This window comes from Phytohabitans sp. LJ34, assembly GCF_052068095.1.
Taxonomy (GTDB): domain Bacteria; phylum Actinomycetota; class Actinomycetes; order Mycobacteriales; family Micromonosporaceae; genus Phytohabitans.
The window spans coordinates 223564-243754 of sequence record NZ_JBQHDG010000007.1; the positions used below are offsets into that span (position 1 = coordinate 223564).

At 71.8% G+C, this 20191-nt stretch carries 13 protein-coding genes; 6 read left to right on the top strand and 7 right to left on the bottom strand.

Going from position 1 to position 20191, the window contains the following annotated elements:
* The first annotated feature begins 1 nt into the window (after position 1).
* Positions 2 to 574, top strand: coding sequence for a hypothetical protein (locus ACTMTJ_RS15185; RefSeq protein WP_441217034.1), 573 nt, complete (start codon positions 2 to 4; stop codon positions 572 to 574).
* A gap of 443 nt (positions 575 to 1017) precedes the next feature.
* Here ACTMTJ_RS15185 and ACTMTJ_RS15190 read toward each other — a convergent pair whose 3' ends face one another.
* Positions 1018 to 4491: a PQQ-dependent sugar dehydrogenase gene (locus ACTMTJ_RS15190; RefSeq protein WP_441217035.1), complete on the bottom strand. Its 3474-nt coding sequence runs from the start codon at positions 4489 to 4491 to the stop codon at positions 1018 to 1020.
* 291 nt (positions 4492 to 4782) lie between these two features.
* Here ACTMTJ_RS15190 and ACTMTJ_RS15195 point away from each other — a divergent pair, with 291 nt between their 5' ends.
* On the top strand, positions 4783 to 6897 hold the full coding sequence (locus tag ACTMTJ_RS15195) for an MMPL family transporter (RefSeq protein WP_441217036.1): 2115 nt from the start codon (positions 4783 to 4785) through the stop codon (positions 6895 to 6897).
* Here the strand turns inward: ACTMTJ_RS15195 and ACTMTJ_RS15200 are convergent.
* Both ACTMTJ_RS15200 and ACTMTJ_RS15205 read right to left on the bottom strand, forming a co-directional pair.
* The gene (locus ACTMTJ_RS15200; RefSeq protein ID WP_441217037.1) at positions 6855 to 7700 is read right to left on the bottom strand and encodes a hypothetical protein; all 846 of its coding nucleotides are present in this window, start codon (positions 7698 to 7700) and stop codon (positions 6855 to 6857) included. The genes ACTMTJ_RS15195 and ACTMTJ_RS15200 overlap by 43 nt on opposite strands.
* Positions 7688 to 8119, bottom strand: coding sequence for a hypothetical protein (locus tag ACTMTJ_RS15205; protein ID WP_441217038.1), 432 nt, complete (start codon positions 8117 to 8119; stop codon positions 7688 to 7690). The genes ACTMTJ_RS15200 and ACTMTJ_RS15205 overlap by 13 nt, the downstream gene beginning before the upstream one ends.
* A 163-nt stretch (positions 8120 to 8282) precedes the next feature.
* Between ACTMTJ_RS15205 and ACTMTJ_RS15210 the strand changes: the two genes are divergently transcribed.
* Together ACTMTJ_RS15210 and ACTMTJ_RS15215 are read left to right on the top strand one after the other, a co-directional pair.
* Entirely contained in the window at positions 8283 to 11282 is a 3000-nt protein-coding gene (locus ACTMTJ_RS15210; protein ID WP_441217039.1) for a tetratricopeptide repeat protein, read from the top strand.
* Positions 11283 to 11368: 86 nt separating this feature from the next.
* The gene (locus ACTMTJ_RS15215) at positions 11369 to 12271 is read left to right on the top strand and encodes a dienelactone hydrolase family protein (RefSeq protein ID WP_441217040.1); all 903 of its coding nucleotides are present in this window, start codon (positions 11369 to 11371) and stop codon (positions 12269 to 12271) included.
* 983 nt (positions 12272 to 13254) lie between these two features.
* Here the strand turns inward: ACTMTJ_RS15215 and ACTMTJ_RS15220 are convergent.
* Genes ACTMTJ_RS15220 through ACTMTJ_RS15230 form a run of 3 tightly spaced genes read right to left on the bottom strand, consistent with a single transcriptional unit; the run spans position 13255 to position 16342 of the window.
* Entirely contained in the window at positions 13255 to 14079 is an 825-nt protein-coding gene (locus ACTMTJ_RS15220) for a carbohydrate ABC transporter permease (RefSeq protein ID WP_441217041.1), read from the bottom strand.
* Positions 14076 to 14984, bottom strand: a complete 909-nt coding sequence (locus ACTMTJ_RS15225; protein ID WP_441217042.1) for a carbohydrate ABC transporter permease — start codon at positions 14982 to 14984, stop codon at positions 14076 to 14078. The genes ACTMTJ_RS15220 and ACTMTJ_RS15225 overlap by 4 nt, the downstream gene beginning before the upstream one ends.
* Positions 14981 to 16342: an ABC transporter substrate-binding protein gene (locus ACTMTJ_RS15230; RefSeq protein WP_441217043.1), complete on the bottom strand. Its 1362-nt coding sequence runs from the start codon at positions 16340 to 16342 to the stop codon at positions 14981 to 14983. The genes ACTMTJ_RS15225 and ACTMTJ_RS15230 overlap by 4 nt, the downstream gene beginning before the upstream one ends.
* Positions 16343 to 16531: 189 nt before the next feature.
* Here ACTMTJ_RS15230 and ACTMTJ_RS15235 point away from each other — a divergent pair, with 189 nt between their 5' ends.
* Both ACTMTJ_RS15235 and ACTMTJ_RS15240 read left to right on the top strand, forming a co-directional pair.
* Positions 16532 to 17557, top strand: a complete 1026-nt coding sequence (locus ACTMTJ_RS15235) for a LacI family DNA-binding transcriptional regulator (protein ID WP_441217044.1) — start codon at positions 16532 to 16534, stop codon at positions 17555 to 17557.
* A 325-nt stretch (positions 17558 to 17882) separates the two neighbouring features.
* Complete coding sequence (locus ACTMTJ_RS15240; RefSeq protein WP_441217045.1) at positions 17883 to 18839, top strand: glycosyl hydrolase family 32; 957 nt, start codon at positions 17883 to 17885, stop codon at positions 18837 to 18839.
* A gap of 4 nt (positions 18840 to 18843) precedes the next feature.
* Here ACTMTJ_RS15240 and ACTMTJ_RS15245 read toward each other — a convergent pair whose 3' ends face one another.
* A complete protein-coding gene (locus tag ACTMTJ_RS15245) occupies positions 18844 to 20163 on the bottom strand; it encodes a hypothetical protein (RefSeq protein ID WP_441217046.1) in 1320 nt (439 codons plus the stop codon).
* Between the last annotated feature and the right edge of the window lie 28 nt (positions 20164 to 20191).

The window sequence follows — 20191 nt, forward strand, 5'->3', positions numbered from 1 at the left end:
CGTGCAGACGACACATACGCCGCCGGTCGACGGGATCCCCACTGTGGATGGTCGACCGGCGCCTGGCCGCCGCCGGCGGCGGGTCGTCCTGGCCGCCGGCGGCGCCGTCGTCGTCCTGGCCGCCGCGGTCTTTGTCGGCTATCTGACTGGCGGTTTGAACGACGACGGTCGGTTCAGCGCGGAGCCGCCGGCCTGCGAAACGATCGCCCCGAGCGTCGCGCTGCTCGGCGTCGCTTACACCACGCGGCAGAGCGAGTCCAACAGCTGCGACCTGCTGCTGCCGCAGGACCATCCCGACTACATCGCCGCACCAAAGATCACCGTCTCGTACGGTGTGGCCGCCCCGCGCCGCAAGGACGCGCCGGAGACCGCGAGCGAGATGTTGCGGCCGATGAGCCGGGAGGCGCGGCCGTTGCCCGGCGTGGGTGACGAGGCCTACCTGCGCGGCCGCGACGTGTTCCTTCGGGTCAGCAACCTCGTCGTCGCGATCGTGGTGTTTCCGCGGCAGGCCAGCACCCAGGAGCAGGTGCTGGCCTTCGCCACCGACATTGCCAACCGCCTAGGAGAAGGATGATTTAGCCAGAGATTTGAGCTACCGCGATGTGCGTCGTGGTCCAGACCGCCGCTCCCGCGGCCTCACCCGTCCGCCGCTGGTCGCGCTCACCCCGTTGGGCCGCCGCGACGGTCGCTGTTCGTCCACAATGTCTGCTCCCGGACCGGCGCTCTGGGAAAGCAACAGGGGTCTCGTCGCCGCGGGTAACCGCCGCGGCGGTGTGAGCGCGCGAGATTCCAGATCTCGGAGAGTTAGGGCGCTATTTCAACCCTAAGCCTCCTAGATCTCGAAGTCCCGATCCCTGGGCTGGTGACGCTGCGTCAGGATGGGCGGAGGTAGGCCCCGCGAAGAACCCCCTTCGGGGCTTGTCTCGCGGAGCTGGCAGTGGACGGCCGGGGGTTTTGGCGAGCGCTGCGAGCAGCCGGCCGCGGCGGTCTCCTGCGGGAGCAGCGGTCCGGACGGCGTCAGTTCGCGTAGATGGAGATTTTGAAGTTGCTCTTCGTCGACGGGCCGAACGTGCTGGGCCAGGTGCCGAACGTCTGGGAGTTGTTGCTCCAGGCGCCTGACCCGGCCGCGGCCGTGTCGTAGCTGACGTTGTTGTCGCCGTTGGTGTTGTACATCAACCAGTAAGCCGTGTTCGCCGCCAACGTCGCCGTGATCGGCCGGGAGTTCCACGAGTTGGCGGTCAGCGAACCGGACGTGGTCGACGCGACGAGCGCACCCGGCGAACCGTTGACGTCGGTGTAGACGGCCAGCTGGTACTGGTTGTTCGGCGCCGGCCGCACCGTCTTCATGTAGACGGACATCGACGTTACGGTGTGCGGTGCCGCCCCGGTGACGAAGCGCGAGCCGTTCATGAAGTTCATGTCGCCCGAGTCGAGCAGGGCGCCGATCTGCTGGTATCCGAAGATGGTGGGCGGTGGCTGGCTGCTCGTGGTGAAGGAGAACTGGTGGTCGGCGGCGAGCGGGTTTCCGACGGCGTCCACGACGCCTGAGCTTCCGCCCTTGACGGTGACGGTGTATGTCGCTCCGAGGGCCAGCGCGGCCGCGGGAGTGACCACCGCCGAGGCTGTGGCCGCGTCGTAGGTGACCGTGCGGTTGACGAGGCTGCCCCCGGCGGTGCGCAGCTCGATGTTCGTGGTGTTGATGCGGGCCGGGTCCATCGCCTCGCTGAACGTCACGCGGGCCGGCGCGGTCGTCGACACGTTGGTGGCGCCCGGTGTGGGGACGGTGGACGCGACCGTGGGCGGGTCGGTGTCGCTGCCGCCCGTGGCGTAGATGGAGATTTTGAAGTTGCTCTTCGTCGACGCGCCGAAGGTGCTCGGCCAGGTGCCGAACGTCTGGGAGTTGTTGCTCCAGGCGCCTGACCCGGCCGCGGCCGTGTCGTAGCTGACGTTGTTGTCGCCGTTGGTGTTGTACATCAACCAGTAAGCCGTGTTCGCCGCCAACGTCGCCGTGATCGGCCGGGAGTTCCACGAGTTCGCGGTCAGCGAACCGGACGTGGTCGACGCGACGAGCGCACCCGGCGAACCGTTGACGTCGGTGTAGATCGCCAGCTGGTACTGGTTGCTCGGCGCCGGCCGCACCGTCTTCATGTAGACGGACATCGACGTTACGGCGTGCGATGCCGCCCCGGTGACGAAGCGCGAGCCGTTCATGAAGTTCATGTCGCCCGAGTCGAGCAGCGTGCCGACCTGGTCATGGCCGAGGACCGGCGCCGTCACGGCGTCGTACGTCGCGGTGTACGTGGTGGGTGCCGCCGGCGCGGTGATCAGATGTGTCTGCGCGCCGCCGTCCGACCAGCTGTCGAAGGTGTACGACGCGGCGCCGCCGGTCTGCGGCGTCGGCGCGCTCACCGTCGTGGTCGAGCCCTGGATGGCGGTCACGGTGAACGGTGCGGTCCGGGTCACCGAGCCGACGCTGAGCGTACGGCCGCTCGGGTTGCTGGCGAAGGTCAGCGCGACGGTCTTGGGATCGAGGCGCCGTACGACGGTGTGGGTGAGGCCGTCGCTGTCGGCGGCCGTCAGGACGAGCTCCAGATAGGCCGGGTATTCGTGGTCCGGAGCGATGAACGACCCGCTCGCCACCCCCGCCCAGTCCTGTATGACGTGGGTGTGGCAGTTGTCGGCCGTGTAGCAGTGTTGGAGCCGGAGCTGCCAGGTCAGCGCCGAAGCCGGCAGGGCACCCTGCTGCGGGTCGGTGGCGTGGCCGGTGAAGCTGACCTGCTCCCCCGCGCTCCAGGTCAGCGACGCGGCTGGCGTGTCGATGACGGCGGTCGGTCCGTTGTTGCCCGGACTGATCGTCACCGTCTCGCTGTCGGCGACCCCCAGCGTGTCGGTCACCGTCAGCTTGGCGGTGTACGTGCCGGCCGTGGGGTACGTGAACGTCGCGGTCGCCGCCGTCGAGTCGACGGTGCCGTCGTTCGTGAAGTCCCACTGGTAGGTGAGTCGCCCCGCGTCGGCGAGGTCGGGATCGGTCGACGCCGTGCCGTCGAAAGCTACGGTCAGCGGCGGCGTACCGGTCGTGGGTTGCGCGTTGACGACCGCGGTCGGCGGCTGGTTGCCGGGGAAGTACCGGATCCGCCGCACGGTGCCGCCGCCGAGGTCGGCGTAGTAGAGCTCGTCGCCCGGCCCGACCGCGAGGTCCACCGGGTTCGCCGCGCCGGAGGCGAAGGTTTCGATGTTTGCCGCACTGGGCAGGCCGCCCGCCGTGGCCGGCTTCATCGCCCAGATGCAGTTGCGGGCGTAGTCGGCGAAGAACAGCGCACCCTGGTACTGGGCGGGGTACGGGCCGCCGCTGGTCGGGTAGAACGCCGCACCGGACACGGCGGAGCCGCCCGACGGGCAGGCCTCACCGGCGACGACCTTGGCGCTGTGTGAGTAGGCGAAGTGCGGCGCGGTCTGGCCCGCGCCGTAGAGACTCTCGCACAGGTTGAGGTTGGCGCTGTCGTAGCTGCCCATCCGACCGCCGCCCTCGTAGCACGGCCAGCCGAAGTTGGTGACCGCCGCGGTCGGGTTGGTCACCCGGTTGACTTCCTCCCAGTTGTTCCACCCCACGTCGCCGGTCCACACCTCGTTGGTGCCGGGCCGGATGGTGAAACGGAACGGGTTGCGCAGACCCTGCGCGACGATCCGCCGGGCGTTGAGGTCGGCCGAGCCGATCAGCGGGTTGCCGCCGGCCGCCGCCCCGGTCGCCGGATCCAGCCGCAGCACCGTGCCGTCGAGGCCGGTCGGGTCGCCGGTGGTGCGGACGTCTTGTGAGCGCAGCGCGCCGCCCTCGGCGCCGGGCGGGGTCATCGTGCCGCCCGGCGGGTCGGCGCACGGGTTGGCCGGGTTGCCGAGCTGGCCGTAGTCGACGGAGACGAAGCTCGCGCCGTCGCCGCTGGTGGCGTAGAGCATGCCGTCGGCACCGAAGTGCAGATCGCCGACGGAGTGGCTGGGGTACTGCTGGCACCAGTCGTGGATCAGGACCTGCTCGGTGCCGGTCATCACGTTGCCGGCGGCCTGAAGCTTCGACAGCCGCCCGGTGACCACGCACCGTCCGCCGTTGTCGCCACCGACCGAGTTGCAGTTGTCGTTCCAGAACGGCGCGGTCTGCCCGGGCGGCGCGTCGTACGTGTAGAGCACGTACACCGACGGGTTGGTCGGAAAGCCGGGGGCCAGGGCGAGCCCGAGGAGGCCACGGTCGGCGAGGTTGTGCACGACCGGGGCGAGGTTGGCGAAGAGCGTGGGCGTGGGGTCGGCCAGGTTGTCGAAAACCTTGATGGCGCCGCCCTTCTCGGCGACGAAGACCCGGCCGTCGGGCGCGAACTCTATGTTGGTGGGCTGGCTGAGTCCACTGAAGACAATCTGCTCCTGGAAGCCGGTGGGCACCGCGGCCGCGCCGGCCGGTGCCACGCTCAACGGCAGCACGACGCTGCCGACCAAGGCGGCGGCCATCGCTCCCCGCAGAAGACGCGTTTTCAGTGCCATCTCGGCCCTTTCCACACATGACAGAGAGACGCACGTCGCACACGGCGCCGGCGTCATCGCAGAGCGAAGTCAGGGCCAGAGCGTATGGCCGGACGCGACGTACCAACATCGCCGTACCGACTGGCATCCGCCGAGCGCGGTCGGCCCCGCGACCGCCACCAGGACAGCCGGAAGGGGCCGAACGGCCGGGTGGCGTGAGCTGGGCGGAGATGCTTGTGTTCGCCTTTTGGAGTACACCGCGCTTTGGAGGTCGCCCGCGTGTTCGCAGCCCTTGGCCGAGCCACCGCCCGCTGGCGCTGGCCGGTGCTCGGCACCTGGCTCGTGCTCGCCGTCGCCGGCCTCGCGCTCGGCGGGCAGGTCTTCGACCGGCTCGACAGCGTCGACGAGCTACGCCATGACGCCGAGTCCGTACGAGCTGAGCGGCGGGTCAGCGAGCTGCTCCCCGAGGGCCCGATCGTGGTCGCGGTCGTCGGCGGCCGGGACCTCTACGAGCAGCCGCTCGTCGACAGCGTGGCCAAGGCGGCCGCCGAGATCCGGGCGATGGAGGGGGTCAAGGAGGTCGCCGACCTCTACAGCGGCGGCGGTCGGATCGGCGCCGACAACCGCAGTTCGCTGGTCCGCGTCGAGCTCGACGAAGGACTGACCGAGCAGCGCCGGGTCCAGGTGGAGGAGGACGTCTCGGCGGCACTTCACCGGATCGACGCTCCGGAGGTGCTCGTCGGCGGGGAGACCATCGCCGAGCGCGCGTTCGCCGACCAGGCGATCCGCGACGCCGCGGTCGGCGAGACCGTCGCGATCGCCGTGCTCCTCGTCGTGCTCATGGTGATTCTGGGCGGTTTCGTCGCGGGCGCCATCCCGCTCGCCGCGGCGATCGGCGCGGTCTCCGTGGCGCTGCTCGGCCTGCTCGGGCTGACCGCGCTCACCGAGGTCAGCGAGTTCACCGCGAACGTGGTCACGCTGCTCGGGATCGGCCTCGCCGTGGACTACGCGCTGCTCATGGTCGCCCGGTTTCGGGAGGAGCGCGACGCGGACCCGGAGGCGGCGCCGGCGGACCTCGTCGCCCGGACGACCGCGACCGCGGGCCGCACTGTGCTGGTCGCCGGTCTCGCGGTCGCCGCGCCGATGCTCACCTTGTCCGTGTTCGCCGGGCCACTGCTGGCGGCGATGGCGCTCGGCGGTGCGGTCGTCGTGCTGCTGGCCACGGCGGCCGGCCTCACGTTGGTGCCCGCGCTGATCGCCGTCGGGCACGCCCGCATCCGCCCCGCGACCCGGCCGCGCCGATCCGCGCTCCTGCCCAGACTCGCGGCGTACGCCCAGAGCCGCCCGGGTCCGGTCGCGCTCGCGGTGGCCGCCGGGCTGCTGGTGCTCGCCCTGCCGTTCGTCTTCGCGGCGAACCTGGAGAACTCCGACGCCCGTGCGCTGCCCGCCTCGGCCGAAGCCCGCCGTCTACATGAGACGGTGCTGCGCGACTTCGACGCCGGACGCGCGGCACCGGTGGTCGTGGTCGTCGAGGCCGACCCGGCGTCCGCCGCGGTCCGCGACCTGATGAACCAACTCAACGCCCTGCCCGGCGTCGTGCGCATGCAGCCGCGGCCGGACGTCACCGGGCCGGCCGCCGTGATAGACGTGACCGCGGCGGGCGGGACCGCCGGGCCGGCCTCACGCGATGTGGTGCGGCGGATCCGGGCCCTGGAGTCACCGTTTCCGGTGCTCGTCGGCGGCCCCGCGGCGGAGCTCGTCGACTACCAGGGCTCGCTGGCGCGGCGGCTGCCGCTTGTCGTGCTGACGTTGCTGCTGTCCAGCGCGGTGCTGTTGTTCGCGCTCACCGGCTCGCTCGTGGCGCCGGTGAAGGCGTTGCTGATGAACGCCCTGACGTTGCTCGCGACGCTGGGAGTGCTGGTGGTGGTGTTCCAGTGGGGGTGGGGCGCGCCGCTGCTCGGCTTCGAGTCCTGGGGCGCGATCGACCTCACCACACCGGTGCTCCTGTTCGTCTTCGTCTTCGGGCTGTCGATGGACTACGAGGTCTTCCTGCTCGCCCGGATCAAAGAGGAGTGGGACCGCACCGCCGACCCGGCGGCGAACGACCGGGCCGTCCTCGCCGGAATCACCAAGTCCGGCCCGGTCGTCACCGCCGCCGCGCTGTGCATCTCGGTGGTGTTCCTCGGGTTCCTCCTGGGTGACCTGGTCGCCTTGAAGGAAATCGGCTTCGGGATGGCGGTGGCGCTGCTGCTGGACGTGACGGTCGTACGCGGCCTGCTCATGCCGGCCTTGATGAGCCTGCTCGGCGGATGGAACTGGTGGACACCGGGACCGCTGCGCGGGCTGACCGCTCAGCCGAGGTCGTCCAGCACGGCGGCGGCTGCCGCGTCCTGACCGCGCAGCAGGCCCTGCCACTCGCTCAGCGCGGTCGGTTCGGGTCCGAGCTCGCGTCGCTGGGCGTCGGCCAGGCTGGCGTACGCGTCGGCGAGGTAGCCGGGGTCCTCTTTGCACTCCAGGTCGGCCCGGATGCGCGGGTCGGTGGGCGGATCGGCGTCGGCCGGCAGGTCCCGCTGCACCTCCAGCGGGTTGGCCCAGGTGAAACCGTGCTCGTGCACGCACGCGCGCCACCGGTCGGTCGCGGCCCGGAAGCGTGCGTCGTCCGGCAGGCTCCGCAGCGCGCGTTCCTGGATCTGGAAGAGCTGGATCTGCGCCCGCATCCACCGCGCGCGCCGGTCCCCGAGCAGCCGGCGCTTGGCCTCGGCGATGCATCCGTCGCCGGGTCCGGAGACGCGCATGCCGCCAGCCTCCACGACCAGCCGCTTCGCGGGGTCGCCGTGGAGCGCGCGCCCGTACCCCGGATCCTCCGGGCCTGGCTCGCCCGCGGGCGTCGCCGGCGCCGCCACGGCCGCCGGGAGCGCTTCGTAGCCGAACGGGGTGGGCACCACGGCCGTCTGCTCGGCGGTCGGCGGCGCGGCCCGGTACTCGTACCCCCGTCTTGCCATGCAGCCGGCGGTGACGCGGTGCTCGGCCAGCGCGATCCGGTGCGTCGCGGGGGTGGCTTCGTAGATGACGTTGATCGGCGGTGGCCGGTGCTGCCGGCCGGCCGGTGGCGTGCTCGGCACGGCGACGGCGGCGACCGCCACCACCAGCGCGAGCACGCCGACCGCCCGGAACGACGACCGCCTTAGGAGAAGCATGCCGCCTGCGCCCCGACGACCATGAGCAGCGAACCGGACTCGTCGGCCTGCCCGACGTAGTCTCCGCGCACGCCGTTGTTGGTGAGCTCCCACGACTCGACGCGGCCGCCCGGGTTGACGCAGAAGTTGTAGTTGGAGTAGTTGTAGCCCTTGTAGTAGACGCTGCGGTAGTTGCCGCTGGTGGAGTTGCTGGCGGACTGGATGTTGTTGTCCACCGTCACGCCGCTGGGGAAGTAGTTGTCCCGGAAGTCCGGGTCGCTGTTGAAGAACGGGTACGCGTCGCTGCCGATCCCCAGGATGAATCCACAGTGGTGGCGGTATGGGCAGGATGGATCCGCGGCGGCCGGCGCCGCCGGCCACAGGGCCGCCGCCAGCACGGCCGCGGCGGTGGCGACGAGAAATCGGCGCGTCTTACCCATGTCGGTCTCCTCCGGTGGATCGCGTGAGGCGCCGCGCCGGCCGGCCCCCGTACTCCGGCCGGTGCGCACGCTTGTCGACTCATCGACACCAGCAGCGTGCGGTGGAGGGCTAGGCCGGATACTCAACATATTCTTAACGGCCGATCGACGGAGGGGCCAGTCGGTGGAGATCCGGTTGCTGGGGCCGGTGGAGGTGTACACCGAGGCACGGCTCCTCCCACCCGGCCCACCTCAGCAGCGGCGGCTGCTCGCGGCGTTGGCGGCGGACGCCGGGCGGCTGGTCACCGTGCCGGCGCTGATCGACCGGGTGTGGGACGAGGCGCCGCGCGGCGCCCGCCACACCCTCCACGTGCTGATCACCCGGCTGCGCGCGGTCCTGCGCGACGGCGACGAGACCTTGGCGCCGATCGTGCACCGCTCCGGCGGGTACGTGCTGGACGTCGACCCGCTGCGGGTGGACGTCCACCGGTTTCTCGCCCTGGTCGCCTCGGCCCGCGGCACCGACTGTCCCAGCCAGGACCGGGTCGAGATGCTCCGGCGGGCCCGCGCGCTGTGGCGCGGCGACCCGCTGGCGGACGTGCCCGGCCAGTGGGCGGCGCGCACCCGCGACGCGTGGCGGCAGCAGCACCTGGACGCGGTGCTCGCGTGGGCGCGGGCCGAGCTGTCGCTCGGCAACCCCGGCGCCGTCATCGGCCCGTTGACCGAGCTGGCCGGCGACCATCCGCTCGTCGAGCCGCTGGCCGCGGCGCTGATGCGGGCGCTGGCCGGCGCCGGGCGCGCCGCCGACGCACTTCAGCACTACACCACGATCCGCGAACGCCTGCGGGAGCAGCTCGGCGTCGACCCGGGCCAGGAGCTGCAAGCCACGCACCGGTCGATCCTTCGCGGCGAACCGCACCAGCCGCCGCCCCCGATCCCGGCGCCGCCCCGGGCGGTGCCGACCCAACTTCCCGCGGACGTGCCGGCGTTCACCGGGCGCGGTGACGAGGTGGCCCAGGTCGACGCGCTCCTGGCCGGCGACCTCGAGCCCACCGCGGTGGTGATCACGGCGGTGTCCGGCACACCGGGCGTGGGCAAGACCGCCCTCGCGGTCCGCTGCGCCCACCGGTCGGCCGGCCGCTTTCCGGACGGCCAGCTCTACCTGAACCTGCGCGGCTACGACCCCGACCAGCCGGTGAGCCCTGAAGATGCGCTGGCCAGGTTCCTGGGCGCCCTGGGCGTCGCCGGCGCCGACATCCCGCTGGAGGTAGACGAGCGGGCCGCCATCTACCGCACGCGGATCGCCGGCCGGCGGATGCTGATCGTGCTCGACAACGCCGCCACCGTGGAGCAGGTGCGTCCGCTTTTGCCCGGTACGCCCACGTGCGCGGTGCTGGTGACCAGCCGCGACTCCCTCGCCGGGCTCGTCGCCGTACACGGCGCCCACCGCATCAGCCTCGACCCGCTCCCCACCGGCGACGCCATCGCGCTGCTACGCCGGCTCATCGGCACGCGGGTGGACACCGAAGCCGGAGCCGCGGCCACCCTGATCGAGCAGTGCGCCCGGCTGCCGCTCGCCCTGCGGGTGGCCGCCGAGATGGCCGTCTCCCGTCCCACCGCCGCGCTGTCCGAGCTGGTGGCCGAGCTCGCCGACCGGCAGCAGCGGCTCCACCTGCTCAACGCGGGCGGTGACCCGCGCGCCGCGGTGACCGCGGTGTTCTCCTGGTCGGTCCGGCACCTGCCGCCGGACGCCGCCGCCGCGTTCGCCCTGCTCGGGCTGCATCCCGGCGGCGACTTCGACGCGTACGCGGGGGCCGCGCTGGCCGGCACCGACCTCGACCACGCGCGCCGCGTCCAGGGCGTGCTCGCCCGCGCCCACCTGGTACACCCGACCGGACCCGGCCGGTGCGGCATGCACGACCTGCTGCGCGCCTACGCCACCGGCCTCGCCGACGATCCCCGGGCGGCGCTGGGCCGGCTGTTCGACTACTACCTCGCCACCGCCGCGGCGGCGATGCGCCCGCTGTACCCGGCCGAGGCGCACTACCGGCCGCGCATCCCGGCGGCGGCGACACCCGTCCCGTCCCTCGCCGACCCGGACACCGCCCGCACCTGGCTGGACACCGAGCTGCCCAACCTCGTCGCGGTCGCCGCACACGCCGCCGCCCACGGCTGGACCACCCACGCGACCCGGCTGGCCGCGACCCTGTTCAGCTACCTCGACAGCGGCCACCATACCGAGGCGCTGGCCATCCACGCACACGCCCGCCAGGCCGCGCGGAGCGCCGGCGACGCCGCCGGTGAGGCCCACGCGCTGCTCGGCGTCGGCACCGCACACCGGCGGTTGGGCCACTACGGTCCGGCGATCGCGCACTACGAGCAGGCGCTGGCCGCGTTTCGGCTGGCCGGCGACCGGCACGGCCAGGCCCGCGCGCTGAACGGCATCGGCATCGTCGAGCGGCGCCTCGGCCAGTACGTGCCGGCCGCCGACCACCACGAGCAGGCCCTCGCCCTGTTTCGGCAGACCGGGGACGAGCACGGCCAGGCCAACGCGCTGAACAACCTCGGCCTCCTGCGGCGGCGGCTCGGCGACTACGGGCTGGCGGCCGACCACCACCGGCAGGCCCTGACCTTGTACCGGCAGACCGGCGACCAGGACGGCGAGGCGCACACGCTCAACAACCTCGGCCTCGTCGAGCAGCAGCTGGGCGAGCACCGGCCGGCCGCCGCGCACCACCAGCAGGCCCTGGCCCAGTTTCGGGCGCTGGGCCACCGGGACGGCGAAGCGAGCGCGCTGGACAACCTCGGCATCGTCCACACCCGCCTCGGCCAGCCCGAGGAGGCGATCGGATACTTCCAGCGGGCCCTCGCCATCGTCCGCGACATCGGCGAGCGGGGCGGTGAGGCGTGGGTGCTCAACGGGCTCGGCGAGGCGAGCCACACCGCCGGCCGCGCCGCCGACGCCCTCACCCATCACACCGCCGCGCTGAGCCTCGCCACCCAGCTCAGCGCCGGTGACCAGCTGGCCCGCGCCCACGCCGGCCTCGGCCGCGCGCACCACACCCTCGGCGCGCACGGCACCGCCCGCGCGCACTACGAGCAGGCCCTGGCCACCTACACCCGCCTGGGCATGCCCGACGCCGAGGTCATGCGCGAGGTCATCCGCGCGACCTGGCCGGATTGAGTTCGATACTCGTCTATGCTCATCCTTTGGCAGACCGCGGCAGCCGGTCGCCGACCGGTGCCGCTCTCGACGTCCTGGGAGGGGTCATGACCGAGATTCAGCGATACCTCGCCGAAGAAGTCGCCGAGGACCTGGCCGACGGCATCATCTCGCGCCGCGAGGCGTTACGCCGCCTGGGTTTGCTCGGAGTGACGGGGGCGGCCGCGACCGGGCTCCTGGCCACGTTCGCGGCGGGCGAGGCGGCGGCCGCCACCCCGGCCGGTCACGACAGCCGGCGCGGCGGCGCGTCGGAAACGACCTGGGCGCCCGTCGCCCGCGAATCGATCACCTTCGCCGGACCCCGCGGCCCGCTGATGGCCGCCTGGGCACCCGCCACCCGCCCGCGCGGCGGCGTGCTCGTCATCCACGAAAACCGCGGCCTGACCGAACACATCCGCACGGTCGCCGGCCGGCTCGCCGCCAGCGGCTACTCCGCGCTGGCGCTGGACCTGCTCTCCGAGGAGGGCGGCACGGGTGCGTTCCCCGGCGAGGCCGAGGTGGCGGCGGCGCTGGCACAGATCCCACCGGAACGCTTCGTCGCCGACATGAAGGCCAGCGTGACCGAGCTCGACCGCCGGGTCCGCAGCCGGAGGCTCGCCGCGATCGGGTTCTGCTTCGGCGGCGCCATGGTGTGGCGCCTGCTCGCCTCCAGCGAGCCGCGCCTCGCCGCCGCGGCCCCCTTCTACGGACCATTTCCCGAGGGCGGCGACCTCACCGGCTCCCGCGCCGCGGTCCTGGGCGTCTACGGCGGCCTCGACGCACGCGTCAACGCCACGTTGCCCACCGCCAAGGCGGCACTCGAAGCGGCCGGCCGCAAGTACGAGCTGCTCACGTTCACCGAGGCCGACCACGCCTTCTTCAACGACACCGGCGCCCGCTTCAACCCACACGCCGCGACCGAGGCCTGGCGCCGCACCCTGAACTGGTTCGACGCCGCCCACCACGGCTAGCCCCCAACCCCCAAACCCCAATAGATTCCGAGCTACCGCGACGCCCGTCGTGGTCCCTGCCGTTGCTCCCGCGGCCTCACCCGTCCGCCGCTGGTCACGGTCTCCTCGACCCACGGCGAAAGCACCGCGCCGGGCCACTCCCCCGGCAACCGTCACATCGTCCGAAAGCGAGGAACGCCGCCGCCGAGGCAACCGCAAGGTCTTCTCGTGCCCGCGAGGCCTTGAGCGGCGACAAGGCCGGGCGAGATCCTTGTGATCGTGGTCGTTTAGACCCCCTGGAGGGGGTCCAGATGACCACGATCCACAAGGCGACCCCGGCCCACCATCTGCGACAGCGTCAGCATGCTCACCGGGCTTGAGGCCCGGCCAACAATGCCCCGCAAGCCCCGGCGTCCACCGCGCGGTGATCGTTAGCCCGATAAGGGCGTGCTCTTCGGCGTGTCACGCCCATTTCGGGCGAACGATCATGACGCTGCCCACATGCTGAGCCACCTCCCCAAACATTGGGAAGGTGGGCCGGTGATCCGCCGATCATGACCACCATGGCCAGCCACCCCCCAAGCCGCAGCCAGCGCGCGAAACCCGAGCCGTGCCGTATGCCGTCGTCCACCCGCCAGGGAAGCAGACCAGCGCCGGGGCCGCCACGCCCAGCGCAGGGTGACGATCAGAGAAAAGGGGCCGGAGTCCGAGGCCCGCCGGAGGCGCCCTAACCGCAACCACAAACAAACCCGAAACGAGCGGAGAAGCGACTCCGAAAGTCGAGCCGCCCTTTCGATCTCCCGCCGGCTGTTTGGCAACAGGCATTGTGGACAAACACCGTCGCACCGCGTGGCGCGAGCCGCGCATCCGCCGGAGGCAAAGGGTGACCGCGACCAACGGCGGACGGGTGAGGCCGCGGGAGCAGCGGTCTGGACCACCGCGGACATCGCGGTAGCTCGCGTCTTTGTATTCAGGCGTTCGGCGTCAGGGCGGGTGAGTCGGGCTCAGCCCTTGAGTGAGCCCTGGAGCAGGGCCTTGATGAACTGGCGCTGGAAGATGAGGAACACGATGAGCGTCGGCGTCAGGATGAGCAGCGAGCCGGCGCAGAGCAGGACCTGGTCGGTGCCCCACTGTCCTTGGAAGGCGCCAAGCGCGCCGGCCATGGTGCGTTTGGTGGGGTCGTCGACGAGCACGATGGCGAGCAGGAACTGGTTCCAGGTCCACAGAAACAGCAGGATCGTCAGCGAGGCGATCGCGGGTCGGGCGAGGGGCACCTGTACGCGCCAGAAGAGTTGCCAGGTGGTGCTGCCGTCGACGCGGGCGGCGTCGGCGAGCTCTTGCGGCACGTTGACGAAGTGGGCGCGCATCCAGAAGACGGCGAAGGGCATGTAGAGGCCGATCAGCGGTAGGATGATCGCCCACCGGGTGTTGAGCAGGCCGAAGTCGCGCACCTGGTAGTAGAGCGGCGTGATCACCGCCTCGAACGGGAGGGTGAGGCCGAGCAGCAGCAGGCCGAAGGCGAACCGGCCGCCGGGCACGCGCAGGTGGCCGAGGCCGAAGCCGGCCATCGTCGCGATGAGCACGGAGACGGGTACCACGCCGGCGACGATGAGCAGGCTGGAGCGGAGCAGCGCGGACATGTTGGCGACGGTGAACGCGTCGGCGAAGTTGCTCCACTGTGGATCTGATGGCCAGGTCAGGCCGGTGGGCACCGTGCCGCGCGGCTGTAGCGCGGCCGACAGCATGCTGACGAACGGCAGCAGGGTGACCAGCACGAGCGCGACGAGAAACAGTCGCCCGGTGAGCTGTTCGCGCCGGCTGAGGTTCATCCCTTGTCCTCTCTGGTGAGCCGCTGGATCGGCAGGACGCACACGAGCACCAGCGCCATCAGCACCACCGCGAGCGCCGAGGCGAGGCCGACCTGGCGCTGGGCGAAGGCCAGGCGGTAGATCTCCAGGCCGGGCACGGTGGTCTGTAGACCGGGGCCGCCGCCGGTGGAGATGTAGACGATGTCGAAGCTGGCCAGCGCGGCGATGACGGTGACGGTGAGGCAGACGCCGATCTCCTGGCGGAGGCTGGGCAGGGTGACGGCGAGAAACTCGCGGATCGGGCCGGCGCCGTCGATGCGGGCCGCCTCGTACAGCGCGGGGTCGATCTTGCTCATGCCGGTGACGAGCAGGATCGTGCACAGTCCTAACAGGACCCAGGCGCCGATGACGCCGACGGACGGCAGGGCGGTGTCGAACTCGCCGAGCCAGGCCCGGGTCAGCCCGCCGAGGCCGACCCCGCGGAGCACCTGGTTGACCAGCCCGGTGGTGGACAGCAGCCAGCTCCACGCGATGCCGGCCGCGACCAGCGGGATGACCTGGGGCAGGAAGAGGATGGTGCGCACCGCCGTGCCGAACGGGCCGCTGGTGATCCGCCGGACCAGTGTGGCGACCAGCAGGCCGAGGCCGACCGGGATGAGGCTGAAGAAGATGATCAGGATGAACGCGTTCCCGATGATCTTCAGGAGGTCGCGGTCGGTGAAGACCGTGGTGTAGTTGGACAGGCCGGCCCAGCGGGCCACGCCGATGCCGTTCCAGTGGTAGAGCGAGTACTGGAACGTCAGCACGAGCGGGCGCAGCACGAAGACGGCGTACACGAGCAGGGCGGGCAGCACGTAGAGCCAGCCGCTCCACCGGGCCGTGCGGGCCCACCGGCGTCGGTGGGCCCGCACAGCGGGTGCGGTCACTGGGACAGTTCCTTCTCGTACTCGGTCTGTACTGCCTTCACGTACCCCTCGGGGGTCTGCTGCCCGGCGACGAGCTTCTGCATCTCCGGTGTGATGGCGGAGGCGAAGATGGCGCCGGTGGCGTTGGCGGTGAAGTCGACCGCGCCGTTTTCCGCGCCGAGCTGCTGCGACGCCTTGAGCGTCTCGGCCAGCACGGTGCCGTCGGCGGCCGGCGGCACGGTCAGGTCGGACGGGCCGCCGGGGCTGGAGCCGCCGACCTTCACCGTGATCTCGCGGGCCTTGTCGTTGGTGTGCACCCAGTTGAGGAAGAACGCGGCCGCGTCCGGGTGCTTGGCCTTGGCGCCGACGCCGAACGTGTTGGGCGCGGACATCGCCACGTGCTTGGCGCCGGCGGCCTCGCCGGGGAAGAGGAAGAAGCCGACGTTGCCCGGCATGCTCTTGTCCAGGTTGGCCGACTCCCAGTCGCCGTTGAACATGAACAGGCCGCCGCCCTTCTGGAACTGGCCCATCATCGCGGTGTAGTCGATCGCGTTGGCGTCCTTGGGGAAGTAGCCGGCCTGTGCCCACTTCTGGATCGTCTGGGTGGCCTTGAGCGCGGCCGGTGTGTCGAACGTGGCGCCCGGCTTCTGGAAGATCCAGTCCGCGATCTGGGCGGGGTCGCCGAACTGGTTCTGGAGCGCCTGGTGCGGGAAGTTGATGCCGGCGGTGTTCTTGTTGAACTGCATGATGGGTTGCACGTTGGCGGCCTTCGCCTTGGCCAGCAACGCTTCGAAGTCCGCGACGGTCGCCGGCGGCTGGGTCATGCCCACCTTCCGCGCCAGCTGCTTGTTGTAGAAGACGCCGGTGACGCTGTAGCCCAGACCCATCGCGTACAGCGAGCCGCTGCCGCGCGGCCGGCCGCCCTCGGCGACGCGCAGCTGCACCAGCTGGGAGGCGGGAAACTTGTCCCACCCGTACGCGGTGAAGTAGGGGTCGAGGTTTTTCAGCAGGCCGTCCTTGACCAGGTCGACCATCGTGGGCAGCCGGATGATGTCCGGCGCGTTGTCCGAGGCGAGCACTCGCGGCGCGTTTTCCACGATGACCGTGAACTGGTCCTCGCGCACGTTGAACGTCACCTGCGGGTGCTGCTTGGTGAACTCGTCGGCCAGTGCCTTGGCGAGCGGGAAGCCGGTCTCGGCGTACATCTCCAAGGTGATCGGCGCGCTGCCGAGGTCGGTGCTGACCGCGGCGCTGGCCTGGTCCGACGGGGACTCCTCGGCACCGGGCGCACTGCACGCGGCCGCCATCGCGACCGCCATCAAGGGTGCGGCCAGCACGAGGCCGCGACGGGGGAACGTTCTCGTGGGGTATCCAGGCATCTGTGGCTCCTCGCGGCGCCGCCCCCGACAAGGGGCGGATGCCTTGCTAAACTGATTTAGCACGAGCATGCGCGCGTTGGTCGGCGGTGTCAAGGACCCAAAGGTCGGGTGCGCCGCACGGGCGGGCACGCGCGTGCCGCATGATGATGGTCGAGGCGGCCTCGCGCCGACCGCCGATACGGAGGACCGATGGGGCACAATCGAGCGACCCTGGCCGACGTGGCCCGCCGCGCCGGCCTGTCCAAGACGGCCGCGTCGATGGTCCTCAACGGGCGCGAGGGCACCCGCCTGTCCGCCGACGCACACCAGCGCGTGTTCGCCGCCGCCGAAGAGCTCGGCTACCGGCCCAACGTCGCCGCCCGCAGCCTGCGCACCCGCAAGACCGCCACCATCGCCTTCGTCTCCGACATCGTGGCCACCACCCGCTTCGCCGGCGACCTCATCCGGGGCGCGCTCGACGCCGCCCGCGAGCGCGACCACGTGCTGCTCATCGCCGAGACGCAGGGCGACGCCGCGTTCGAGCAGTACGCCATCGACGCCATGCTCGACCGCCAGGTCGACGGCGTCGTCTACGCCGCGATGGCCACCCGCCGGCTCACCGTGCCGCCCGCGCTGCTCGCCGGACCGGTCGTGCTGCTCAACGCGACCACCCCGGACGGCCTGCCCTGCGTGCTGCCCGACGACGAGCGGGCCGGCCGCACCGTCACCACCGCACTGCTCGACAAGGGTCACCTCGACCGGATCGCGGTCATCGGCCGCAACCGCCTCAAGGAGACCGATCCGGAGGTCTCCCTCGCCGCCGGGGCGCGGCTGCGCGGCATCCGGAGCGCCCTGGCGGAGGCCGGCGCCAAGGTGCGTCACGAAGCGTTCTGCCACGACTGGCTGCCCGAGCACGGGTTCAAGGCCATGCGGTCCCTGCTGCGCAAGGCCGACCGGCCCACGGCGGTCATCTGCATGAACGACCGGCTCGCCTTCGGCGTCTACCAGGCGCTCGCCGAGGCCGGTCTCGGCGTGCCCGACGACGTCTCGGTCGTCTCGTTCGACGACGACCCGATCGCGGCGTGGCTGCGCCCCGGGCTGACCACCGTCGCGCTCCCGCACGGCCAGATGGGCCGCCGCGCGGTCGAGCTGCTCCTCGACGGCGAGACCGCCGCCGCGCCCACGCTGGTGCCGATGGCGCTGCGGCGACGCAAGTCCGTAGCCCCGCCGGCCTGACGCCGTCACCGGGACACGTACGCCGCCGCCGGCGCGGCCGGCACTCTCGGGCGGGCGCGGACGCCGCCGCCAGCACTCTCGGGCTGGCGCGAACGCCGCCGCCAGCACTCTCGGGCTGGCGCGAACGCCGCCGCCAGCACTCTCGGGCTGGCGCGAACGCCGCCGCCAGCACTCTCGGGCTGGCGCGAACGCCGCCGCCAGCACTCTCGGGCTGGCGCGAACGCCGCCGCCAGCACTCTCGGGCTGGCGCGAACGCCGCCGCCAGCACTCTCGGGCGGGCACGGACGCCGTCGCGCTAAACCGATTTAACTGGTACCTTTCGCGCATGCTTCGACTGCCGGACCACTGGGTGTGGGACAGCTGGTACGCCCGCGACGACGACGGCGTCTGGCATGCCTTCTTCCTGCGCGCCTCGCGGGCGCTGCTCGACCCGGAGCGGCGGCACCACCGCGCCACGATCGGCCACGCCGTCTCCACCGACCTGCGCGACTGGCGCCTGCTGCCGGATGCGCTCGTCGCCGCCGACACCCCGGCCTGGGACGACCTGGCACTGTGGACCGGCAGCACCGTGCGTGGCCCGGACGGCCGGTGGTACATGTTCTACACCGGGGTCAGCCGCGCCGAGCGGGGCCTGGTGCAGCGCGTCGGCCTGGCCATCTCCGACGACCTGACCACCTGGCACCGGCACGGCACCGGCCCCGTCGTCGAGGCCGACCCGACCTGGTACGAGCTGCTCGACCCGGCCGCCTGGTACGAGCAGGCCTGGCGCGACCCGTGGGTCTTCCCCGACCCGGACGGCGGCGGCTGGCACATGCTCCTCACCGCCCGGCTCGGCACCGGACCGGCCGCCAGCCGCGGTGTCGTCGGCCACGCCACCTCCCCCGACCTTCTGCATTGGACAGTCCGGCCACCACTGTCCGATCCGGCCGGCTTCGGGCACCTCGAGGTGCTCCAGGCGGCGGTCGTCGACGGCCAGCCGCTGCTGCTGTTCTGCACCAACGCCCACGCCGGCGGCCACCGTATCTGGGTGGTGCCCGGCCGCTCCGTCACCGGCCCGTGGGACCTCGGCGCGGCGCGACCGTTTCCGCACCCGCACCTCTACGCGCCCCGTCTCGTGCCGGACGGTGACGCCTGGGTGGTGATCGGCTTCCTCGACCGGGTCGACGGCGCCTTCGTCGGCGAGCTGTGCGACCCGATCCCCGTCCGCTACCACCCGGCGGCGGGCCTGGTCGCCCGCACGCCGGATGGCGCACTGTCCACGCCCGACGGTCGGGCCCGGTGAGCGGTCAGGTCGCCGGCTTGCGCTGGGCCAGCAGCCACCGCGGGATCGATTCGTCCTCGTAGGTCGGCCCGAAAGCCGCGTGGTAGTCGGGCAGCGCGAACGCCGCGTCCTCGTACTCGGTGTAGTGCAGCAGAGCGTCGATCTGCTCGGGCGTCTTGCCCCGCGCGGCGTACGCGGCCCGCAACAGCGTCCGGGTGTTCCGCGCCAGGGAAATGTTCAGCAGGTGGTCGTGCACGCCGTGGGTGACCCACAGCGGGATCTCGGCCGCCGCGATCGCCGCGGCCTGGTCGGCGTTGACCGCGAAGCCGCCGGTCACCAGTCCGGCCGCGAAGAGGTCCGGCCGCTTGGCGTACGCGTTCCAGAGCAACTGTGAGCCGTACGAGACCGTGGTCGCGTAGATCCGCCGCTGGTCGACCGCGTAGTCCTTGACGAACTGGTCCAGCATCTTGACCAGCAGGTCCGCCTCGGCGGCGCCGCCGACCCGCTGGTGCTGGGGTGCGAGCACGATGACGTCCTCGGTGCCGCCGGTCCACCTCGGCTGGAGCCAGGCCGTGGCGGGGATGTCGGCGGCCACCTGGACCAGCAGGTTGTCGCCGTCCCAGCCCATGCCGTGTCCGGGCAGCACGACCATCAGCGGGTACTTCCTGGCCGGGTCGTAGCGCTTGGGCAGGTGGTAGTGGTACGGCAGGACCATCCCGCCGCTGAGGTAGGAGCCGTACCTGAACTCGTCGACGAGCTGGTCGACCGGCTCGGCGGTCATCTCGCGGGAGGTGTTCGGGGTCGCCCTGGCCAGCACCGGGCCCCGTCCGGCGCCGAACCGCGGCTGGCCGTAGACCGCCTTGCGCTGCACCACCCGGGTCGGCGGGTCCGGGTTGACCTTGACCGTGCAGAAGAAGGTCGGGCACTTGGAGACGATGACGGTCCAGCCCGCGTTCTGGTCCGGGTCGAGCTCGACGATGACGTACCGGCCGGGCACCGACCGGTGGTCCGCGCGGGTCGCGGGCGCGTTGTTGACGTAGGTGCGCGTGACCCTGCGGTCGGTCAGCTTGGGCAGGTCGCCGATCGGGTTGAAGCGGAAGTTGTAGAGCGTGTCCTGTACCGAGAACGTGGAGTTGTCCAGCTCCCTCGGGTTGACCGCGTCGCCGTACTCGACCGCGACCGCGGAAACCTTCTGACCGTACGTGTACACCGTCGTGATCGGTGTGATGCTCCGGATCCCGCCGTCCGCGCCGCCGCCACCCCCGCCGTGACCGCCGTACGCGAGACCCGACGCCGCCAGTGCCAGGGTCGAGGCGACCGCCACGGCCCGTCTGCCTATCCGCATCCAGGTGTTCCTTCCCCGGCCACGCGCC